This window comes from Colwellia echini, assembly GCF_002843355.2.
Lineage (GTDB): Bacteria > Pseudomonadota > Gammaproteobacteria > Enterobacterales > Alteromonadaceae > Colwellia > Colwellia echini.
This window is the reverse complement of record NZ_PJAI02000002.1, coordinates 175,474-193,643: the sequence shown is the minus strand read 5'-3', so window position 1 is coordinate 193,643 and position 18,170 is coordinate 175,474. Positions and strand designations below refer to the sequence as shown.

Genomic DNA, 18,170 nt, shown 5'->3' with positions numbered 1-18,170 from the left:
AAATAGTCTAAAACAAGTAATTTAAACTCTTGCAAAAAAGGTCAAATCTCACTATCTTGTGTCTAGAATTATAAAAAGCCCTAGATATTGTGCATTTGATGCTCAGTTGTTATTTTAAGTATTGCGAACTTAATAAGTGATTATTTAACGCATACATGGGTTTTTATTAGGGACGTTTTAAATCCTTCTATTAAGGATGATAAAAAATCAATAACACAACCGCTTTGCAGGTACTTCATGAACAATAACCTTTCTGTAACTAAACGTAATGGTAAAAAAGAAACCATCGATTTAGAAAAAATCCATCGCGTCATTGCTTGGGCTGCTGATGGCTTAGAACAAGTATCTGTCTCGCAAGTAGAATTAAAATCTCATATTCAATTTTATGACGGCATAAAAACTGAAGATATTCATGAAACCATTATCAAATCAGCAGCTGATTTAATTTCAGAAGAAACACCTGACTATCAATATTTAGCGGCACGTTTATCGGTATTTCACCTACGTAAAAAGGCCTATGGTCAATTTGAGCCTCCTGCCCTGTATGATCATGTTGTGAAGTTAGTTGCGGCTGGCAAGTATGATGAACATTTACTAACCGATTATACCAAAGATGATTTTGAGCATATGGCGTTGTTTATGGATCATAGCAGAGACTTAAACTTTAGTTATGCAGCAATGAAACAACTTGAGGGTAAATATTTAGTTCAAAACCGTGTTAATGGTGAAATTTACGAAAGCGCTCAATTTCTTTATGTTTTAGTGGCGGCTTGTTTATTTGCTAAATACCCAGCTGAAACCCGTTTACGTTATATTGAAAAGTTTTATCATGCGATTTCGCTTTTCAAAATATCATTACCTACCCCTATTATGGCAGGTGTTCGTACCCCAACCCGTCAATTTTCTTCATGTGTATTAATTGAATGTGGTGATAGCTTAGATTCAATTAACGCAACATCAAGCGCTATTGTTAAATACGTTTCTCAACGTGCTGGTATCGGTGTCAATGTAGGTCGAATTCGTGCATTAGGAAGTAATATTCGTGGTGGTGAAGCATTCCACACTGGTTGTATTCCGTTTTATAAACACTTTCAAACAGCTGTTAAAAGTTGTTCGCAAGGTGGTGTACGTGGCGGCGCAGCGACATTATTCTACCCATTATGGCACTTAGAAGTTGAAAGCTTACTGGTACTTAAAAATAACCGTGGCGTAGAAGAAAACCGAGTTCGCCATTTAGATTACGGTGTGCAGTTTAACAAAGTAATGTACCAGCGTTTAATTAAAGGCGGTTATATTACTTTGTTTAGTCCAAGTGATGTTCCAGGCCTTTATGACGCATTCTTCGAAGATCAAGATAAGTTTGAGCTTTTATACGAGCAATATGAAAACGATGAGTCTATTCGTAAGAAAAAAATTAAAGCGGTAGAGTTATTCACCTTATTTGCTCAAGAACGTGCTAGCACCGGTCGTATTTACCTGCAAAACGTTGATCACTGTAATACACATAGTCCATTCCAACCAGAAAAAGCGGCTATCCGCCAAAGTAATTTATGTTTAGAAATTGCCTTGCCAACTAAGCCAATGAACGATGTTAATGATGAAAACGGTGAAATAGCACTTTGTACGCTTTCTGCTTTTAACTTAGGCGCTATCGAATCATTAGATGAATTAGAAGAGTTAGCAGACCTAGCGGTTCGTGCCTTAGATAACTTATTAGATTATCAAGACTATCCAATAAAAGCCGCAGAAAGCGCAAGTATGGCGCGTAGAACACTAGGTATAGGTGTTATCAACTTTGCCTACTACCTTGCTAAAAATGGTCTTTATTATTCAAATGGTAGTGCAAATAATTTCACTCACCGTACTTTTGAAGCAATTCAATTTTACTTACTCAAAGCAAGTAATGAATTAGCAAAAGAAAAAGGCGCTTGTCCTAAATTTGATGAAACTCGTTTATCACAAGGTATATTACCTATTGATACGTATAAAAGAACAGTTGATGATATTACCGCAGAGCCTTTACATCTTGACTGGGAAGGCTTACGTAAAAGTATAGTTGAACATGGCGTCAGAAACTCTACAGTATCGGCGTTAATGCCATCAGAAACGTCATCACAAATTTCGAATGCAACTAATGGTATTGAACCGCCGCGTGGTTTAATCAGTGTTAAAGCCAGTAAAGATGGTGTATTGAAGCAAGTAGTTCCTGAGTATAAAAGACTTAAAAGTAACTATGAATTATTATGGAACATTCCTGATAATCAAGGCTATTTAGAGCTAATTGCTATAATGCAAAAGTTTGTAGATCAAACTATATCGGCGAACACTAACTATGATCCAAATAAATTTGAAGGCGGTAAAGTACCTGTTAAGCAAATTTTAAAGGACATACTAACTGCCTATAAGCTTGGAGTTAAAACACTTTATTATCATAATACCCGTGACGGTGCTAGCGACAACGTTGGAGTAGATGATGATGACGATTGTTCAGGCGGCGCTTGTAAAATATAGTTCCTGAGTTATCCATAATGTCTCATTTTTGTGGGTAACTTAAAAAAGTTCATATATTTAAGTTAGTTAAAGGATGTGCTTGACACATCCTTTTTTTGTACTATCTTTAAGATATCTTCCTTGTGTTATTTTTGTTTCATTATGAGATATATTGTAAAGAGCATACCTCACCCCCAATATAATAATCAGCTAATACCAATATTAGTAGATAGTGAACAATTTGACTTACCTTTACCATCCGCTGCGTTGTGGGGGTGGCATCTATGGTTATCTTCAAAATACAATACTTGTAAATCGCGCTTAGAAGACTTAAGTGTTTTCTATGAATACGTAGATAGGCATTATCCATTATTTCTTGATGATGCTGCACAACTTAAATTCTTGGGTCAAAGGCAATTAACTGACCTTATATCTACTCTTTTATTAAACTTTAAATACGACTTTGAAGATGCTGTGAAAGTAAAACCCAGCACTTTTAATCGCCGAATAGATTCTATAACCTCCTTTTTCCGCTTTAACTATACTCGCTACATAGAGCGATTAAATGACATTGATAAGATTGATGCTTACAACAAACAATTAGTAAGAGTTCTTAAACTAATAAAGAAAAACAAATTCAGCAAGGCTGAAGTAGAAAATGCAACAAGATATGCCCAGCCTATTGATGAGGATCAAATCAACCTTATTAAAGATATAATACGTCCATCTGATGAATCTATTGTTAATGAAATCAATCCGTTTCGACCAGGACTACAAGTCAGAAATGCTTGCATTATCCTGTTATTTTTTGAACTAGGTTGTAGAAAATCTGAGTTAGTATTAATTAGAAATATCGACAAACAATTAAAATTAACAACCAACGCCACCATTGTCATTGAACACAATGATGATGCCCCAAGTCGTAATCGAAAAGACGGCGCATCACATAAAACCCTGAACCGAGAGCTTCCCATCAGTCCAGGTTTAAAAGATCTATTGATTATTTACATTGAAGAATATCGCCCTACTCTGAAAAAGCCTCACAGTTTTTTAGCTTCTGATTACTTATTTCTCAGTGAGAAAGATGGTGGAGCATTAACCACTTCTGGTGTTGACTATATTTTGGACTCCCTATATAAAAAAGTTCCTGAATTAAAGGATGCTATCGCCTCCCATCGATTAAGGGTTACTCGTGGGATCATCATAAGAGAAGCTGTAGATAGTGAATATGAGAATAGTAACTCCCCAATAATAAAGTCTGGTGATATGCAAGATACACTAACAACTTGGGGGGGGTGGTCTAGCACTAGTCCTATGCCAAAACGATACACTAATAGCCATATACAGAAGAAGATTCGTGATTATTTAGCAGGAAAGGAGAAGTAAAATGGCGCATGCTCATACAGTTTACCTACCTGAAGATAGAGTTGATTATTATCAATACATGTACGATGAGGTATTAAGGTTAAACGGCGACTATGAGAATATTCCTTATGCAATTGAAACATTTCATGGGCAAAATATAACTATTAGACAAAGCAACGGTAAATTAATTAAATCTATTCGTATAGTTAATTTGGCTAAGGATATTGTTAGTTATCCTTTTAGCGATAACTATAGTGATTATCCATATCTCAATTTTTTAGCAATAATGTGCATTATCGACAAAGCTATTGAGCAAAGTCCAGCCAGTGTAAATCATTTAACCATTGGCCTGAAAGCCCTATCAGAAATATACCTAAGTAAAAAAGCTTTAGAAAATGAAGTTCTTTTTAAAACTGAGTTTAATAACCAGTTATCATCACTAGTTCTAAAGTATTCAGATACCCAAAGCATATATTTATCTTTGAGGATGTTAGCTAACTATCTGATTGAAAATGATTATTGGGGGTTCAACGAACAACTAATTTTTAAGTTAGATGAAATAAAAATCCCAACTCTTGGTAATAAGGCTAATGTTTCATTACTTGATCATGAAAATGGCCCATTTACTCGTTCAGAAATTTTTGAAATATGTCAATTAATACAAAATAGAAACATTTCTATTTTTGAGCGTTGCTTAGTAAAACTTGCAAAACAATATGGATTACGCCCATTACAATTAGCTTTAATTAGAGAGTCAGATATATGGTTTGATACAAAAAAGCTAGTTTGGTACATAAATATAACGAGGGTAAAAGGAAGGGTTTCTCAATTAAGACGTAATGAAAATAACTTTGTACTTCGAGAGCTACCACTTGAAATAGCGCAAGATTTAAATGTTTTAATCGAATCAGACAAATCAAAATACTTTTATCGAAACGATGGAGAAGAACTTCCAAGACCTTTATTTAAAAGAAAAACAATTAATGACGAGCTATTAAAACATAAAAAACTAGCTGATTATGCTTGGCACATTGATTCATCCAGGGTTTATCAATCCTTTAGACGTTTGGGGATCAAACTAAGAATAAAATCAAAACATATAAATAACGATGATGGTAGTCCTGCTATCCTAAAAATGAATTGTTATCGGTTCAGATATACTCTTGGTACTAGAATGGTCATGGACGGCAAGACACCTGAAGAAGTTGCCATTGCCCTTGATCACAGTACAACAGCTTCTGTGAAGCATTACTTTAAATACAATCGTGACGTTATAGACTTTATAGATGACACCTTTGACTCTTCTATAACATTGAAAAATTCTGTTCAACGTTGGCAAGGTTTTTTGATTGACGAAGCCGATGATTCGATTGACGGTTCAGTGATAAAACTTACAGATATCATATCACTTGGAAAGTGTCTTAAAAAATCTCTTTGTGATATGCACCCCACTGTTAGTTGTTACGGTTGTTCTAGGTTTCGACCTTATAAAAAAGCAAACCATAAAGGCCAACTTATTTTTATAACTGAGCAAAGAGAGTTTTTAAAAAATAATTCTACAGGCCCTGTAAAGCACCAATTGGATGAAGCATATCAAGGTGCGTTAGAAATAGTCGAAGCTCAACGAATTATCGAGGCTTCAAACAATGACTAAAATAATTGATATTTCAGAAACTAAGACATCTCTAAAACTAACACAGCTTAGCAAACGCATAAAAAGCATCACTAATGATGAAAGAAGTTCTTTCAACTCATTAAAAATCAAAGGGGATATTTTGGGAGATTGGAGTCACTACTATTGGGTGTGTAGTGGTAGGCGAATATATTTTACTAAACCTTTCGATTTAGATGAAAATGTAGTTACAAGTAAAACACATGAGAATAAAAGAGTTATCATCCCAGATCTATTTTCTGATTTATTAAAAGTATATTGTATTCGTTCATTGAAAAAGGGCACATCTGCTAAAGCAACATCAGCAAAAGTTGGAGCAATAGCCTGGTTCTTCCATCATATAAATTTTAAATTAGAAAATATCTCCAAAGTAAATCAAGATAAACTCGATTCATTTATACCTTTAATGAAAAAAGAATTTGTTAAGCGTGGCCCATATGAAAGAGTAAAAATTGTTCGTTCATTTATAAGTAAGTTATTAATACCAACCAAACTTGTAAGCTCATTTGAACCTAAAATTAATATGGTAAATCCTGCTGTTTCGCAATCTAATGTCACAACTGAAGAATTCAAGCAAAGAAGTAGTGATGTATATTTAGAAGATATTGATAAGTATGTCGGGTTTGTCAGACAGAGGTTTGATAACGATATTGAATTAATTAAGATGAATAAACGCCCTATATATGGACAACCAAAACCAGGGTACGATGAACTACGCTTATTAGCGATACCCTTCTTCCTTGCATTTGGGCTAAGAGTTGGAGAATTATGCCGTTTGCCTGAAAACGCCTTAGGATATGATGAAAAGAATGAAAAATATTTTTTACGGGTATTAACAGAAAAAGGTGAGCTAGCTGCTGCTCGTCCATGTCCTAGGATTTGGCAAGACATCATTAAAACGTCCATTGAACGAATTTTAGAGTTAACAAAAACGTCAAGAGCAAGATCTGTTAAAATTGAGAAAAATGCAGAATTAGCTCTATCTAAACTTTTAAATTTTAGTAATCGCTCTCAGGAAATAGTTGAAGCAATAACCTCAGCAGGCTTTTCAGCGAACGATTATTTTATTAGAAGTGAGATAAATCAAAAGCCCACACCAACAGATACAACTTTACCCTGGTCTACATTACGCCATAAAGACTTTGAAACAGCAGCTAAGGGAAAAATTTCAGTAAAAAATTCGAATGATAGAGCAAAAAGATATACTGTTATTTATTCAAAGACAATGGTAATTAAAGCTTTAATTAATCGATGGAATAAATCTCATAGCATCGTTTTTAAAGAAAACATTACTGAAGATGGCGTACTAAAGACTAAAATAAAGTCTAAAACTTACCAATATAATTTACCTTTTAGTAAACATCTATTTTGCATATTTGAAGATACATTTAGCGCTCAATCTGTTGGTCAAGGTTTACTACCTCGACCTATGACTCCGAGAAACATATCTAATTGGTTTTCCAAAGACAGCTCTAAAAGTCTTACCGTCTTTCAACGTTATGATATTAATAATGATGATGGTATTACAGTGTCAATAACATCTAAAAAATTTAGGCATTGGCTCACAACCGCTTTAAAAAGATCAGGTAAAAATGAAATGATGATCGATAAGTTCATGGGACGACAACCAGGGCAATCAAGACAATACGATCATAAGACTGCTAAAGAACGGGCTGAAGCATTAAGAAGAAAATATTTAAGTGATCCTCCCCCTGATGATGCATTAGGAGCCAGAATAAAAAGAATGAGAGATAACAACGTTTCACTCGATGAAATTGAGAGTGCTGTGATTCATAGCCTATCAGTTTTACATTTCACACCTTGGGGAACATGCAAACGCGATTTGGACATTAATCCTTGTGATAAAGGTATGATGTGTTTAAGAGGTGAAAATGGTGACGGATGCCAACATTTCGGTATTGATCCTGATGATCATGAAGCTTTGATTAATATACAAAACACAAAAATATTATACGAAAACCAACTGAGTGCTCTTTTACCAAATTATAAAGAGTTAATGAGTACACTAAATAGACAAGAGCCTTTAGATCAACATATTCAATATTGTATTGATACTATTAATGGTTGTGAAAAAGCCATTTCATCATATAACAAAGCTAAAAAGAACCAGAAAGGTCAAATAGACATAGTTCAAGTATTTGTACCGGAGAAAGATTAAATGGCTAAAGATGATTGGACGAATAAGGCTCTTTTATCCTTACAGTTTTTTAGAGATAATCCCGAATATAAATCTGAATTTGGGCATAAATACTTCATGGATAATCTAGATTTGGGTAGAGCAACATTAAATCGAAATAAAACATATTTAAAAGAGTTCCAAGAAGTTAAGAAATTTTTAAAAAACTACAAATCCACCAACCCAATATATGGCCCAGCGAAGACAACAGGCGAAAAGACTCAACTAGAAACACAAGCTGAAAAAATAAAACGGTTAGAACTAGAAAAATCTGAGCTTCAGTTACGCCTTAATGATTGCTACCAAATGTTAGAAGATCATGGCATTGACCCTCAATTTATATACCCTAATAAATTAATGAAGCATAGACAGGCTTAGTCATGAGTAATCCTCAATCAATAATAAATTTTAACAAGTTCATAGAATGGAAGCGGCAACGGGATGAGCTGTGTGACTGGGAAGACTATGTATTATCAAATAGATTAGGCTTAAATAAAAAAATGGTTGCCAGAGAGTGTGAATTTGATCGAAAGAGAATTACCGGAAATGGACAGATACATAAAGTTTGGAAAAAAATTGAAGCTGAACTTCTAAATAAAGGCATACTAATAGAAGATGAAAGAAGCCCATCTCAAAAGCTAAATAATACCAATTATGTAACCACGCAGGCTATTGAAAATCGACGTTCTAAAATCCAGCAAGAAAAATACGCAACCCTTGAGCAAGAGCTTTATGACACAAAAAGAGAGCTAAAATCGGCCCAGAAAAAACTAGAAAAATTAATCATGCTTGAAGAATATATGATGAGAACAGGCAAGCTGTGATGGCAACTTTTAACGGTGAAATACAGATCAGGAGGATTAGAAAAAGGGGGTTCTCAGGAGGAATTATTTTTTCGTCTATTACATTAGAGCCTACACCTAGGCGTTTTGTTATCAAGGCAAGTTATAAAGTCACTCGCTCTCCAAAACTTTTCAAAGAGACTCATATTTGGAAAGTGAAAGGAGAAATCTCGCAACAAGTCATAGAATGGAAAGATGGAACAAAGCATACTGAGCAAGTGATCATTCCAGAGAGCCTTGATTTCGTTAAAGCAGCACACGAAAATCTTAAGAAACTGCTATCTGAATCCCCATCGTTTAGAGGCATAAGTGAAATTAAGGCAGAAAAGTTAATCTCATTTTTTGGAGGTGAGCTGATAACCATAGCTTTGAACGACAACATTGAACGATTATTACCTATCGTAGGTGAGAATGTTGCAAAACGATTAATCAATGGCCTTCAAGAATATGAAGAACTAGCTGCTCTTCAACTACTAGATAAACTCGGTGTACCACCAAGAATTGGTGATTCAATTCTAAAAATATGGGGAATTGACGCATACCAACAAATTACTAAAAACCCTTATTTTCTGACAGCGTTTGAAGCAGACTTAAACCTTATCGATGCTTTTGCTTTAGATCGCCTTAAAAGACATCCAACTGACCCTGATAGGTTAGCAGCATATGCCAAGTCTATATTATTTAATGCCTTCAAAGGCGGAAATACTTGCCTTAAAACTTCGAAATGGAGATACCAATTAAAAAGACTTTTAGGTAACTCTGAACATACCGAGAAAGCAATACAGCACTCAATTGAACAAGGAGAAGTTGTTATTATAAATGACATGGTTCAAGTCAAAAGTATGAATATCATTGAATCCGGTATAGTTGATTTTACCAACCAACTAATAAATCGTACCTACCCGAAACCAACGCAACAAAAATCACAATATTATATTAGAAAGTATGAGTCCATTGCTGGATTTAGCCTTACACCAGAACAAAAATTTGCAGTAGAGCTTTGCTTTGGAAATGGAGTAACAATTTTGACAGGCGGAGCTGGTTGCGGCAAAACAACCGTATTAGAAGCAATTTGCTTTACACTTGAAAAGTTAAAGCAAACAACTCAAATTTTATTGATGGCCTTAGCAGGAAAAGCAGCTCAGCGCATAACAGAAACAACTGGTCGAGATGCAATGACTATCGCTGGTTTCTTGCACAACGTGAAGGAAGACTGTTTAGCTGATGATGTTGTTATCATCATTGACGAAGCATCAATGGTTGATGTCCTTTCGCTTTACCAAGTTCTTAGAAAAATCCCAAAGAATGGACGTTTAATATTAACAGGTGATCAAGAACAGCTTCCGCCTGTTGGCATTGGGTTGACCTTACACACATTAGTCAGTCTGAGTATTCCACATGCACATCTAAGTGAAATACAACGCCAAAAAGAAAGTTCTGGAATCCCTCTACTTTCCGAAGCAATGCGCTTCTGGAATGCACAATCAAGTTCAATTGCCTTTTCAGATTATAGAGGCAAAGGCATTGGTGTAAGCTTTATAGACTCAAAAAAAATTGATTTGCAAACAAATGTACTCAAAACTTATCAAGAATTAGGTGGCGATGGCTGCAATAATGATGTTTTGATCCTTTCCCCTGTTCGACATGACAATGGCGGAACACAAAATTTAAATGCTTTAATTCACGACAACTTTATTAAGGGTAAGAGGTTAACTTTTGAGCATGAAGAATTTGGCTGGGTAAACCATAGTTTATTAGGAAGAGCAGTTCGCACTGGTGAATTAGTTATGTATAAGCGAAATGATTACCAAAGAGATCTTAGAAATGGCTCTATTGGTAAAGTCATTGCTAAGGATGAATTTAGTGACGGAATTATTGCAGATTTTTCAGGCAATGTTGTAACTCTAAGCTCCTCTGACATAAGTGACCTCGAACATGCCTATGCCATGACAGTTCACAAAGCCCAAGGAAGTCAATTTACTAGAGTAATAGTGGTAGTGAGAGAAGGTAGAAATTTAGATCGTAATCTTCTCTATACAGCATTAACTAGAGCTACAGAACAAGTTGTATTTATCGGCAATAAAACTGATTTTTATAACGCTCTTTCACGATCTAATTCGTTAAAGCGACAAACATTATTAAAACATTTATTTCATTCAAATATAGATTGATTTAATAGATACTACCATTCTTAGTGAGTTAGCTTATTTTCAAAAACTAACTCACCCCACAGTTTGTAAATTCGATAAACTGGAGAAGATTCACTTAAATTTTCCTGCTCTCTAAACCTTGCAAATTGCTTTTCCGTAATTAACTCAGCATAGTGACCAACGTATTCTTCAAACAATTGCACATTAACGTCACACCATTCTAGAGCTAAAAAAGAACTCAAAATGATTTTAAACCATCGCTTTCTTCTTCATTATTTAAATCAATTTCAAGAGGTTCTCTTCTGCTTGAAGTATTATCCTTTTTTATATCTGAAGAAAGGAACTTGATCTTTGATGTTGTGCTCATTCTCATCCTTAAATTCTAAACAATATCAATTAAACATTGTTGCCTTGGCTCAAATCCATTGCTGGCAATAATTCCTGCACTGTGCAGTTCATCACAACTGCCATTCTATTTAGTTTGATTACCGTAACATTAACAGTCCCATTTTCTACACGACTTAAGTAACTTTGATCAATATCTGCCGAGAAAGCTAATTCAGCTTGACTCATATCTTTTTGCACCCTCATTACTTTAATGTTTTTACCTATAATTTTCGCAAAATCATCCATTTAAAAGTCTCTAGGATAAAAGAGTTAATATCCCATATTGCTTTGACTTTCACGATTGCATATAATCCATATTTTATGCGTATACGCATAATTATGGGTATTTTACTATATTAGTTGGGATTTATGCATGGAGACAATCAAATTAAATAAGACATTCATTGAAATAATATCTATGCCGAATATTAACCACTTTTCAGCAGTTGAAATTAGAACTGCATATATTGCTATAACTAAAGATGAAAAGTTAGTTCCAGCTGAAGTGCGCCGCTTTATATATGAAGAGCTATTAAAGTTAGAAAGGAGGGGTTGGATAGAAAAAGTGACATCAAAAAAAAGGAAAGTAACACGTTATTCTAAAACTGAGAGTTTTAACTTTTTAGAAAGTAATACGTTAGATTTTATTAAATCAAATCCAATACAAGTGCCAACTAACTCAATACAAAAAGAACTGATTTTTAAAATTAACCAATATAAAAAAGAGTTAATTGAAGGGCTTGGTTCTCTTGACGAGTGCCTCAGATTACGAGGTAGATATCCTGGGTTATACACTACTTTAAAAAGAAAACATGACATTTTAAAAGAACAAAACCACATGCTAATAGGCAAAATAAATATCTTAGATGATCTAATCAACCAACATAAAAAGGCATAATTAATGAAACTACGAAATTGGCAGTCAGAGTGTATTAACTCTGCAATTTCTAAATATAATTTTAAAAAACATTTTTTAACTTTAGCAACACCAGGTGCAGGCAAAACACTTATGGCTTCAGTTCTTGCAAAGAAGCTACATGAGCAAGGTTTAATCGACCTTGTTATGTGTTTTTCACCTTCATCAGTTGTTTCTTCAGACTTTAGCGATTCTTTAGTAGATCAGTTCGGTACTCATTTTGATGGGACTCTCGGCGCTTTAGGCGATTCATTTACGTATCAGAAATTGAGTTCTATAGGTGAGAAAACATGGCGTCTGTTCGAGCAATATAGAGTATTTGTGATCTTTGATGAAATTCATCATTGTGCAGGTTCAAGTGAATATGATGCCAACTCTTGGGGTAGTCCTATCATTAATCGGATACAAGATAAGGCTGCGTATACTATCGCGTTGACAGGTACTCCTTGGCGATCTGACTCATTGCCAATTGCGCTATCTGAATATTGTAAAAAATCAGGGCAAGTAATATGTGATTACATATATGGTCTAAAGCAAGCCATTCTGGATGATGTTTGCCGCGTGCCGCAAATAGTAGCAATAGACAATGACAAAATAACAGTTACTAAAAATGATGAAAAACATAATTTTATTAGTTTTCTAGATGTACTTTCCCAAAACATTATTTCTTATAGTCAAATCGTAAAACATCAACTGGTCATCGAACAAGTTTTATACAGGGCAATAAATAAGCTGAATGAGATAAGAGGTATTAATACTAAGGCAGGTGGTTTAGTAGTAGCCTCATCAATTGAACATGCTAGAACAATAAAACAAATAATGAAGAGCCTGTTTAATACAGAAGCAATTATTGTGACTAGCAATGAAAAAAAACCAAATACAATCATTAAGCAATTTAGAAAGAGTCATGATAAATGGTTAATTAGTGTCGGCATGGTAAGTGAAGGAACCAATATTCCTAGGTTACAGGTTTGTTGCAACCTTACTAATGTTAAAACGGAGATGTATTTCCGCCAAATTTTAGGACGGATTTTAAGAAAAACAAACGAGCGAAACCAAGAGGCTTACATGTTCATTCCTGCGGAACCTAACCTATTAGAGTTTACTTCTAGAGTAGCCCAAGATATTCCTGATGGGTTAAGCGCTGTCACTATAATTAACATGGATGAAGAATTACAAACTGAAATTGTAGATGTAGACGGTGACGAAGAGCTTACCTCAAATATGGATATTGTTGACGATTGTGGCTCTATTGAATTAAAGCTTCTAGAGCAATTAAAAACAGATAATGATGAGCAGGGCTTCCCCGCTATCGGCCAAGGAGATTTAGATGAGAACATTCGTTTGATAGATATTGAGGGGAGATTCAAGCACAAACAATTAAAAATTGAGGATATAGATATGTTTCAAATATCTACTTGTACGATGAACAGGCTTAACTCAATGAACCTTATCAACATATAGCTATAACTGTTTTGGAACAAACCATGAAATATAATGTAAAAGGCTGGGTTGTACCCCAAAATACCCTTGCCAATGAAAAGGGTTATCATCGATTTTTTGCTTCTTGGTCAGGTGATTAATTAAATGGTGAGTCTTGGCGGTTAAGCTCCGGCTCTGAACAGTTACATCATTTATCAGATTGCGGAAAATATTGGCTTTGACCTAAAAGGTCTGGTTCTTTATATGAACTTCCAATTAATAAGGAAAATGGTTATAGGTTTTATACCAATCGAGAATAATGAAGACTTAGGCTCCATTAAACTACATATATTTAAGAAGTCAGAAGCGCTGTTTAGCACTATTGAACAGTTCGAAATGGAATGGTTTAAAGCTACCCCGCCTCATAAAATGAGAGACGCTCTTAACGCAACTAAACCCCAGTTACTTAACGAACCTTCTAATGAAATTTACGCATTAACTATAAAAGCGTTTCGGTAGTCCTAATGGACTATTAACAAAGGTTAGGCAAAAAACAGTGACTTAATAAAGGAGAAACTTATGGCTATTGAAGATCCAGATGGATGGGTATTTTTAAGGTTCACCAGTGAAAATGGTGATTTGTATTATAAAGTGTTTGGTACTTGGCGGGGAGGAGGTTATGGGAGTAGTGAAGATTGGCGTTTGAGCTCTGGCTGTCAATTATCAGACATAAAAGACGCTGGTGTTTTTTGGCTTGTACCTCAAGTCAGCGGCTCTGTGTACGAACTTCCTAAAAAAACTGATGGTTTTTACACTCGTTATACTGGTGGTGTTTTGGATGATATATTAAAAGCCAGTGGTACAGGTGGGATAACCATTGAGAAAGTAACGTTAGCTGATGAATTGGACTTATATTCAATCACCCCACAACGTCAATAATAAAGAGTGTTCCTTTAGGCTTAAACTAACTCAATATTCTAAGTTTTGATTAATTCATTGTTTGTAAATGAACAGAAATGACATGATTTATTGTTTGTAAATGAACGAAAATAGACAAAACCATTCTGTAATTAACACTTATTCTTCAGTTAAAAGTACCGTTTGTGGTAAGTATTCCCTTTTGTTTAGAGCGATAATCTATTTCGGTCTATGCTGCGATTGTTCTGTAAAATATGACGTAAGTGTTTTTACCATGAGTTACTTTCTTGTGTTTCTATGATTGACTCGGTGTCGCACAGTTTGGTTAATTTGTCGCTTAATCCGAGTGTGTTGATGGCAGTTAAGTATGCTGTAATTCCTACGTTTCCGGTTCCTGACTCTATTCTGTGTATTGTAACGTTGCTGACGCCAATCCTTTTCCGAATTTTTTTTGCGTGTCATTGGGAAAGCGTGTCTTTCTCGATGCGATGATGAGTTCGCCAATCTGTTTAAGTTGTTTTTCTGTGATGTTTAACAATAGAGGCTTCTTTATTTTGGTTTACTATAGTATATAAATAGAGTGGTAAGTAGGCAAATGGTTAACTATAGTAAACCATTTGTATTGTATCTTACATCCCTATCTATATTAGTTAGTAGTGGATGTGTTGGCGTTGAACGATTGAACTCACAGTTCTAAGTTGTAGTTCAAATTACATCTGCTCAGAGCCTAGAGCCGTCACTAGTTGTTGTATTATTAACGGCAACGCTGAGGATGTAAAAATCTCACATATCTATTCAATATAAGTCTTTTTGAATCGATATGTACTCTAAAGGTGATTTTCCTAAGCTTCTTTTAAATGCTGAAATAAAGGAACTTGGCGTGCTATAACCTAACTCTAAAGCAATGAACGTTACCGACTTTCCTTCATGTAATTTCTCTAAAGCATAAAATAACCGTGTTTGCATACGCCACTTACTAAAAGTCATATTCAGCTCTTTATTAAATAACCTACTTAGGGTTCTTGCTGATACATGAGATAAACTTGCCCATTCCTCAATAGTATTATTACTTGATGGAGCATTGAGAATAATCTGCATGATAGTTTGTAATTTGGGGTGATCAGACCAAGGTAATGCTAAATTAGAAGGAATAAGTTCTGATATCTCATCAATAACGACTTCCATTAATCTGCGTTCTTTTCCTTTTGATGGGTAATTAGTGCCTATTTTTATTACTTTTAAAATCAGTTCTTTTACCAAAGGTGAAACATCAAGAACTTGTTGTTCACTAGGTAGTTTCTTTGCCCAAAAAGGATCAATAAACAAATTAGTAATATTGACTTCACCTAAAAAAAATAGCTGATGTTTTTGGTTTGGAGGGCACCAAAATGCTTGTGATGAGGGTATAAGATAAACCCCCGCTGAAGTAACTACTTTTGTTACTCCTTCACTTGAAAAAATAAACTGCCCACGGGGGTGTGAATGCGAGTCTGAACACATAGCATTCTTAATATGTTTCCAATAAGGGAGAATGGGTCTTTCATGATCAATTACATGCCCTAATGCTACGGGGTTTATATTTGTCAGTAAATCGCTATTAGTTGTCATTATATCGAAAGTCAGTCGCTTTTAAATCAAGGATAATTGATCTTAGTTTTTAACTCAAGAGGACACCGTAATGATTAAGTTCGATAACCACAATAGTGAGGTTATATCTCAATTTACCCAGCAAGCAATTCCTTTTTCTCAACTAGTAGGACATTTAGATTCTTTAGAGCTATTAGTCCAAATGTCTCAAGTAGATTTAAACAGTAACGTTCTTGATGTCGCTTCAGGTCCGGGTTTAGTTGCTACAGAATTTTCAAAAAAATGTAAAAACGTTGAATGTTTAGATTTAACACCAGCGATGCTAAAGCAAGCCAAAAATAGAGCAAGTGAAGCTAACATATTGAATATGTCATTTCGCGAAGGGGATGCTATGAATTTACCTTATGAGGATAATTCATTTGATGTTGTGCTAACGCGTTATAGTTTTCACCACTTTTTAACACCAGAGAAAGCGCTACAAGAAATGATCAGGGTGTGTAAACCAGGGGGGCGTGTTGTTGTTGCGGATGTTGCTATTGAACAACGATTTATGGAGCAGTTTAATCATATTGAGCGTTTAAGAGACTCATCACATGTTAGCGCTTTATCTTTAGATAAATTTGAGCAATTATTTTCAAGTGAAGATCTTATTCTTTGCTCGAAAACCCAATATTCAGTTGATGTTGAGTTAGAAAAACAATTATCAGTGTCATTCCCAAAACAAGGTGACGATACAAAAATAAGAGATTTAATAACGCAAGATGTTGGGAATAATTCGACAGGCTTTAATCCTAAACTTATCAACGGTGACGTTTTTTATTCCTATCCTATTTTTGTTTATGTTGGAGTGAAGGCGTAACAAGCACTTACTCTGATAAGAGAACTATTCGTTCAATGTATAAATTAAAATATTTTCTATCTAGGAATAACGAAAGACTGCTCAGCAGTTGTTGGTGTCAATGACTGCTTAGTCGGATTTCTTGTCGTTGACATTTCAATTGTCAGCGACAACATCGAGCCTAAAGCAGACAGGTACACCGTTATGAACCGACCATTCAAGTAACACTATTAACAAACCATTTTTAGAATTGTGATTTAGCTGTCGAGAGATTTAATAATACCGCACGCTTCGATAGTATTATCTGAATTACAAGTGCTAGCCATGTGCTGTAATTCTTTTTTTAATGCCTTTAATTCTTTCATGCGCTTGTTAACTAAGTCTAATTGCTGATCGATCAACGCATTCACACTCGAACAGCTTTCTTCAGGTTTGTTTTTTAATTCAATGAGTCGTTTAATATCATTCAGTGGGATATCTAGACTTCGGCAGTGTTTGACGAATTCAAGCTCCTTCAATGACCTATCAGAATATAGCCTAAAGTTACCTTCAGAACGTTCAGGATCCGACAGTAAGCCTTCTCTCTCATAATATCGGATAGTTTGTACTGAACACCCCGATGTTTTCGATAACTCACCTATTTTCATAAAATATCCAAACAAACTTGACTCTATAGTTACTATAGATTTTATAGTTAAAGCATACAAGTTAATTGGAGATATAAAATGAGTGGTTGCGGATGTGAAGTTGAGCTAAAAGATAATCAACAAAAAACGGTCTTGTATTGGCTGTTAGCGATTAATGCTTCGATGTTTGTTTTTGAAATTGTTTTCGGCTGGCTATCAGAGTCTACGGCGTTAATTGCAGATTCCCTAGATATGTTAGCAGACGCTATTGTCTATGCCATAGCCTTATATGCGGTGGGTAAGTCAATCCAACATAAAGCGAATGCAGCTTTAGTAAGCGGGTATTGCCAACTGGGATTAGGTATATTAATACTGTTAGATATTGCTAGAAGGCTTTACGGTGATAGTGAGCCTCATTCATGGTTTATGATTAATGTTGGCTTGGTTGCGTTAGTGGCAAATGTGATTTGTCTAATCCTTATTCGCAAACACAATAATGGTGAAGTACACATGAGGGCTAGTTGGATATTTTCAGCGAATGACGTCATAGCAAACCTTGGTGTCGTTATCGCAGGTATACTCGTAATGGTGCTTGAAGAGCGTTGGCCTGATATTGTCATAGGAAGCATTATATCAATACTCATTCTTCGTGGTGCGTATCGCATTTTAACTGATGCTAAACAAGAGTTAGCTAATGCAGAAAAATCATGTGAAACATCAAACCAAAATAAACAATCAACCTCTTGTTGTTCCAAGTGAG

Annotated in this window: 17 protein-coding genes; 12 read left to right on the top strand and 5 right to left on the bottom strand. The window is 35.0% G+C overall.

The window, feature by feature from the left end:
* Positions 1 to 237: 237 nt before the first annotated feature.
* The 7 genes from nrdA to CWS31_RS03320 all read left to right on the top strand — a co-directional run bounded on the left by nrdA (position 238) and on the right by CWS31_RS03320 (position 10,737).
* Positions 238 to 2,511 carry a class 1a ribonucleoside-diphosphate reductase subunit alpha gene (gene nrdA / locus CWS31_RS03350; protein ID WP_101343892.1) on the top strand — a complete coding sequence of 758 codons (2,274 nt, stop codon included), beginning with the start codon at positions 238 to 240 and terminating at the stop codon, positions 2,509 to 2,511.
* Positions 2,512 to 2,652: 141 nt separating this feature from the next.
* Positions 2,653 to 3,876 carry a tyrosine-type recombinase/integrase gene (locus tag CWS31_RS03345; RefSeq protein ID WP_101343891.1) on the top strand — a complete coding sequence of 408 codons (1,224 nt, stop codon included), beginning with the start codon at positions 2,653 to 2,655 and terminating at the stop codon, positions 3,874 to 3,876.
* A 1-nt stretch (position 3,877) separates the two neighbouring features.
* The gene (locus tag CWS31_RS03340; protein WP_101343890.1) at positions 3,878 to 5,509 is read left to right on the top strand and encodes a site-specific integrase; all 1,632 of its coding nucleotides are present in this window, start codon (positions 3,878 to 3,880) and stop codon (positions 5,507 to 5,509) included.
* Complete coding sequence (locus tag CWS31_RS03335) at positions 5,502 to 7,706, top strand: site-specific integrase (protein WP_101343889.1); 2,205 nt, start codon at positions 5,502 to 5,504, stop codon at positions 7,704 to 7,706. The genes CWS31_RS03340 and CWS31_RS03335 overlap by 8 nt, the downstream gene beginning before the upstream one ends.
* Entirely contained in the window at positions 7,707 to 8,102 is a 396-nt protein-coding gene (locus CWS31_RS03330; RefSeq protein ID WP_101343888.1) for a hypothetical protein, read from the top strand.
* 2 nt (positions 8,103 to 8,104) lie between these two features.
* Complete coding sequence (locus CWS31_RS03325) at positions 8,105 to 8,548, top strand: hypothetical protein (RefSeq protein ID WP_101343887.1); 444 nt, start codon at positions 8,105 to 8,107, stop codon at positions 8,546 to 8,548.
* Positions 8,548 to 10,737: an ATP-dependent DNA helicase gene (locus CWS31_RS03320; protein WP_101343886.1), complete on the top strand. Its 2,190-nt coding sequence runs from the start codon at positions 8,548 to 8,550 to the stop codon at positions 10,735 to 10,737. Before CWS31_RS03325 ends, CWS31_RS03320 begins: the two co-directional genes overlap by 1 nt.
* A gap of 20 nt (positions 10,738 to 10,757) precedes the next feature.
* Here CWS31_RS03320 and CWS31_RS03315 read toward each other — a convergent pair whose 3' ends face one another.
* The 3 genes from CWS31_RS03315 to CWS31_RS03310 are packed head-to-tail and all read right to left on the bottom strand — an operon-like array spanning position 10,758 to position 11,349.
* Entirely contained in the window at positions 10,758 to 10,958 is a 201-nt protein-coding gene (locus tag CWS31_RS03315) for a hypothetical protein (RefSeq protein ID WP_101343885.1), read from the bottom strand.
* Entirely contained in the window at positions 10,955 to 11,083 is a 129-nt protein-coding gene (locus CWS31_RS17915) for a hypothetical protein (RefSeq protein WP_281286817.1), read from the bottom strand. Before CWS31_RS17915 ends, CWS31_RS03315 begins: the two co-directional genes overlap by 4 nt.
* Positions 11,084 to 11,112: 29 nt before the next feature.
* Positions 11,113 to 11,349 carry a helix-turn-helix domain-containing protein gene (locus CWS31_RS03310; protein WP_101343884.1) on the bottom strand — a complete coding sequence of 79 codons (237 nt, stop codon included), beginning with the start codon at positions 11,347 to 11,349 and terminating at the stop codon, positions 11,113 to 11,115.
* A 127-nt stretch (positions 11,350 to 11,476) separates the two neighbouring features.
* Here CWS31_RS03310 and CWS31_RS03305 point away from each other — a divergent pair, with 127 nt between their 5' ends.
* From CWS31_RS03305 to CWS31_RS03295, 3 genes are all read left to right on the top strand, one after another.
* Positions 11,477 to 12,001, top strand: coding sequence for a hypothetical protein (locus tag CWS31_RS03305; protein ID WP_101343883.1), 525 nt, complete (start codon positions 11,477 to 11,479; stop codon positions 11,999 to 12,001).
* Positions 12,002 to 12,004: 3 nt separating this feature from the next.
* Positions 12,005 to 13,483, top strand: coding sequence for a DEAD/DEAH box helicase (locus CWS31_RS03300; RefSeq protein WP_101343882.1), 1,479 nt, complete (start codon positions 12,005 to 12,007; stop codon positions 13,481 to 13,483).
* 537 nt (positions 13,484 to 14,020) lie between these two features.
* Entirely contained in the window at positions 14,021 to 14,380 is a 360-nt protein-coding gene (locus CWS31_RS03295; protein ID WP_101343880.1) for a hypothetical protein, read from the top strand.
* 774 nt (positions 14,381 to 15,154) lie between these two features.
* On the opposite strand, the gene CWS31_RS03290 is transcribed toward CWS31_RS03295, so the two are convergent.
* A complete protein-coding gene (locus tag CWS31_RS03290; protein WP_101343879.1) occupies positions 15,155 to 15,967 on the bottom strand; it encodes an AraC family transcriptional regulator in 813 nt (270 codons plus the stop codon).
* Positions 15,968 to 16,037: 70 nt separating this feature from the next.
* On the opposite strand from CWS31_RS03290, the gene CWS31_RS03285 reads away from it, so the two are divergent.
* Complete coding sequence (locus tag CWS31_RS03285; protein ID WP_101343878.1) at positions 16,038 to 16,805, top strand: class I SAM-dependent methyltransferase; 768 nt, start codon at positions 16,038 to 16,040, stop codon at positions 16,803 to 16,805.
* 236 nt (positions 16,806 to 17,041) lie between these two features.
* Here CWS31_RS03285 and cadR read toward each other — a convergent pair whose 3' ends face one another.
* Positions 17,042 to 17,431, bottom strand: coding sequence for a Cd(II)/Pb(II)-responsive transcriptional regulator (gene cadR, locus CWS31_RS03280; protein ID WP_101343877.1), 390 nt, complete (start codon positions 17,429 to 17,431; stop codon positions 17,042 to 17,044).
* 78 nt (positions 17,432 to 17,509) lie between these two features.
* Between cadR and CWS31_RS03275 the strand changes: the two genes are divergently transcribed.
* Positions 17,510 to 18,169, top strand: coding sequence for a cation efflux transmembrane domain-containing protein (locus CWS31_RS03275; RefSeq protein ID WP_101343876.1), 660 nt, complete (start codon positions 17,510 to 17,512; stop codon positions 18,167 to 18,169).
* Position 18,170: the final 1 nt, after the last annotated feature.